Raw genomic sequence first — 3,628 nt, 5'->3', positions numbered from 1 at the left:
TGCAAAAAGGGTAAAAAAATAACGGAGCAGTGCGAGCAAAAACTCCACATTACTCCGTTATATTTCACTTCATTGACAAATTAAATTGCCTTTTTGGACAAGATAATTTGCCCCCGAACAAAGATTAGTGCTTCATGGCAGCAGCAACTTCGGCAGCGAAGTCCTCGTTGCGCTTCTCCAGGCCCTCGCCCTTGACAAAGTGAGTGTAAGCAACGATCTGAATATCGCCGCCCAGAGCCTTGGCAGTGTCAGCAACGTACTTCTTAACGTCCATGTTGCCGTCCTTAATGAAGGCCTGATCCACCAGGCAGTTCTCCTTGTAGAACTTGCCCAGCTTGCCAATAGCCATCTTCTCTTTGATAGCATCGGGCTTGTTGGCAGTCTTGGGATCGTTGGCCATCTGAGCGAGGATGATTTCCTTCTCCTTGGCAATAGTCTCAGCCGGAACAGCAGCCTCGTTCAGATAGCTGGGGTTCGCAGCAGCAATCTGCATGGCAATGTCCTTGCCGAAAGCAGCAAACTCAGCCTTAGCAGCAACATCATCGCTGGTCTCAAACTTGACGATGACACCATGGGTGCCGCCGCCATGGACATAAGCAGCGCAATGGCCCTCGTAGCGAGCAAAACGGCGAACCTTGATGTTCTCCTTGATGACCAGGATCAGAGCCTTCAGAGCGTCGTCAACAGTGCCCTCACCCATCTTGCAGGCCATCAGGGCCTCCACGTCGGCGGGGTTCTGATCGGCAACAACCTTGGCCAGTTCCTTGGTGAATTCAACAAACTTATCGTTCTTGGCAACGAAGTCGGTCTCGGCATTGACCTCAACCACAACAGCGCAGTTGTCGAAGGAAACAGCGTAAACCATACCCTCGGCAGCGATACGGCCAGCCTTCTTGTTGGCGGTAGCCAGGCCCTGCTCACGCAGGATCTCGATAGCCTTTTCGAAGTCACCCTCAGCCTGAGTGAGAGCCTTCTTGCATTCCATCATGCCGCAGTCGGTCTGACGGCGCAGTTCCATAACGTCTTTTGCAGAAATAGCCATGTTCTTTTTGTCCTTTCTGTCTTTACGCTTTAATTATGATCAAGCCTCGGTGCTCTCAGCGGCTTCAGCAGCGGGAGCTTCCTGAACGCCCTGCTTGCCTTCCAGAACGGCATTGGCCATGGCGCCAGAGATCAGCTTGACGGCACGGATGGCGTCATCGTTGCCGGGAATCACGTAATCGATCTCATCGGGATCGCAGTTGGTATCGACGATGGCGACGATGGGGATGTTCAGCTTGCGAGCCTCAGAAACAGCGATACGCTCCTTGTGAGGATCAACGATGAACATAGCCTTGGGCAGGCTCTTCATGTTCTTCACACCGCCGAGGTACTTGTCCAGCTTCTCCATCTCGAGCTCGAGCTTGACAACTTCCTTCTTGGGCAGCAGGTCGAAAGTGCCGTCAGCCTGCATGTTCTTCAGCTGCTCCATACGGTCGATGCGCTTACGGATGGTGCGGAAGTTGGTCATCATGCCGCCCAGCCAACGAGCGTTGACGTAGTGCATGCCACAGCGGGTAGCCTCATCGCGGATGGACTCCTGAGCCTGCTTCTTGGTGCCGACGAACAGGATCTCGCCGCCCTCAGCAGCGGTGTCGCGAACAAAGTTGTAAGCCTCATCCAGCTTCTTTACGGTCTTCTGCAGGTCGATGATGTAGATACCGTTACGCTCGGTGAAGATGTACTTCGCCATCTTGGGGTTCCAACGACGGGTCTGATGACCGAAATGAACGCCGGCCTCCAGGAGCTGTTTCATAGATACGACTGCCATAATTTGTTTCCTCCAATAAATTTAGTTTTACCCTCCGCATTCCGTTTTATGTTTTCTAACCCATCTTTTTGCAAAAATGGGCACAAAAAAACAACGCAATGCGTGTGTATTGCCGTAGTATAATACCACACGTTTTTTCAAATTGCAAGGGCTTTTTTTGCAAAAACGTGTAAAAAATGACCTTTAAGCAAAGTCTTTCCCCTGCTTGGTATATAAATGGGTGCGAAGCACTTCACATTGCCATGCAGGAGCGCCACCGTGTTCATGCAGATATTCCATCAACAGAGAAGGGTTGATGTTCAGAGCTTCACCAGAGCCACAAGGCAGAAGAATATCAAACTGAAGTTGTTCATCCAGGACAGCATATTCGATGCGCGGCAAATATTGTTTCAGATCCAGAGTTTTCTGGCCACGCTTTGTTTTTTTGACAACTTCGGCACCGGATGCATTGTTGTACGCATCAATTACCAGGGCGCTGTCTGCCGGCATCAAAATCCGGTACGCAGCAGTTTCGATCTCCCCTGCTTTTTCGATTGCGGGCGCCACCTTGGTAACGGTGATCCCCCGCGGCATCAAAGGCTGCAGTGCGCTTTGCCAGGCAGCGGCATCGATGGTTTCAGCCTCTGTTTTCACCTCACAGCTTTCGCACAGACTTTCCTGCCCCAACGACAACGGGCAGGAAAAAGAAAGGTAAATGTGCGGGTTGAATCCCTGGGTGTACCAAACAGGGAGGCCGCTGATCTTCAGCAACCGATGGAATACGCGCTGCAGGTCCAGCAGCGAAATATATGCGGCTTCGCCGCGCTTTTCAAAGAAGATCCTTACTGTAGTCAAAACAAGGCCCTCCCAGCAGTTTATTGGCGCCGCATCCGCTGCACTGGCGGTTGCAGGGCTGCGTTGTTTCGGCTTTCAGCGCTTTCTGGTACTCACGCACCAAGTGTGCATGGCTGACGCCCACATCCAAATGGCTCCACGGTGTCACTTCATCCAGTGCCAAAGAACGGTAGTTGTAAAAGTCCGGATCAATACCGCAGGCCGCAAAAGCGTCCATCCAGCGGTCATAATCAAAGTACTCTTCCCAGGTATCAAAGAAAGCACCATTTTCAAAAGCGGTTTCAATCACACGCCCAAGACGCCGGTCACCTTTGGCAAAAACACCTTCCAGTACACTGGTGGCACTGTCATGGTAATTGACTTTGATCTTACGGGAATGCACACAGCTGAGCAGGTACTTCTGCTTTTCCCGCAGCGTTTCGCGCCGGTCCTGTGCGCAGAACTGGAAAGGCGTGTCCGGTTTGGGAACAAAACAGGCCACACTGATGGTAACCTGAACGCCCTTGCCTTTTGGCCGATCCGGGATCTGATAGAACAGATCGACGACCTTTTGGGCAGTATCGGCAATCCCTTTGATGTCCTCCATCGTTTCGGTAGGCAGTCCCATCATAAAATACAGCTTGACCGAGGTGTATCCTTCCGAGAAGGCGATCCGGCAGCCGCGCTCGATCTGCTCCCAGGTAACATTTTTATTGATAACGTCCCGCAGACGCTGAGTGCCGGCCTCGGCGGCAAAAGTAAGGCCGCTTTTGCGCACCTTCGTGGTTTTCTCGACCATAGACTGAGAGAAGTTATCTACACGCAGCGACGGAAGCGACAGACTGACGTGGTCGGCTTCTGCCCAGGAGTTCAACTCATCCAGAATTTCTTCCAGGCGGGAATGGTCGGAGGTCGACAAACTGGTAAGGCTCAATTCGTCATAACCGGTGTTGCGGCAAAGTTCCCGGGCGCAGTCACTGATCATTTTCGGGGAGCGTTCCCGGA

The 3,628-nt window shown here is 52.2% G+C and carries 4 protein-coding genes; all 4 read right to left on the bottom strand.

Features of this window, described 5'->3' with window-relative positions; all coding sequences use genetic code 11:
* Positions 1–124: 124 nt before the first annotated feature.
* Entirely contained in the window at positions 125–1,042 is a 918-nt protein-coding gene (gene tsf / locus H6B10_RS13240; RefSeq protein WP_204652040.1) for a translation elongation factor Ts, read from the bottom strand.
* 39 nt (positions 1,043–1,081) lie between these two features.
* The gene (rpsB, locus tag H6B10_RS13235; protein WP_204652039.1) at positions 1,082–1,810 is read right to left on the bottom strand and encodes a 30S ribosomal protein S2; all 729 of its coding nucleotides are present in this window, start codon (positions 1,808–1,810) and stop codon (positions 1,082–1,084) included.
* 183 nt (positions 1,811–1,993) lie between these two features.
* A complete protein-coding gene (locus H6B10_RS13230; protein WP_204652038.1) occupies positions 1,994–2,644 on the bottom strand; it encodes a TIGR03936 family radical SAM-associated protein in 651 nt (216 codons plus the stop codon).
* Positions 2,619–3,628: TIGR03960 family B12-binding radical SAM protein (locus H6B10_RS13225; RefSeq protein WP_204652037.1), on the bottom strand; the 1,010-nt coding region annotated here is incomplete at its 5' end. The genes H6B10_RS13225 and H6B10_RS13230, both read right to left, overlap by 26 nt.

The organism is Gemmiger formicilis (genome assembly GCF_016901605.1).
GTDB classification, from domain to species: domain Bacteria; phylum Bacillota; class Clostridia; order Oscillospirales; family Ruminococcaceae; genus Gemmiger; species Gemmiger formicilis_B.
Note: the sequence above shows the minus strand (reverse complement) of the source record. Positions and strands in the feature narration are given on the sequence as shown.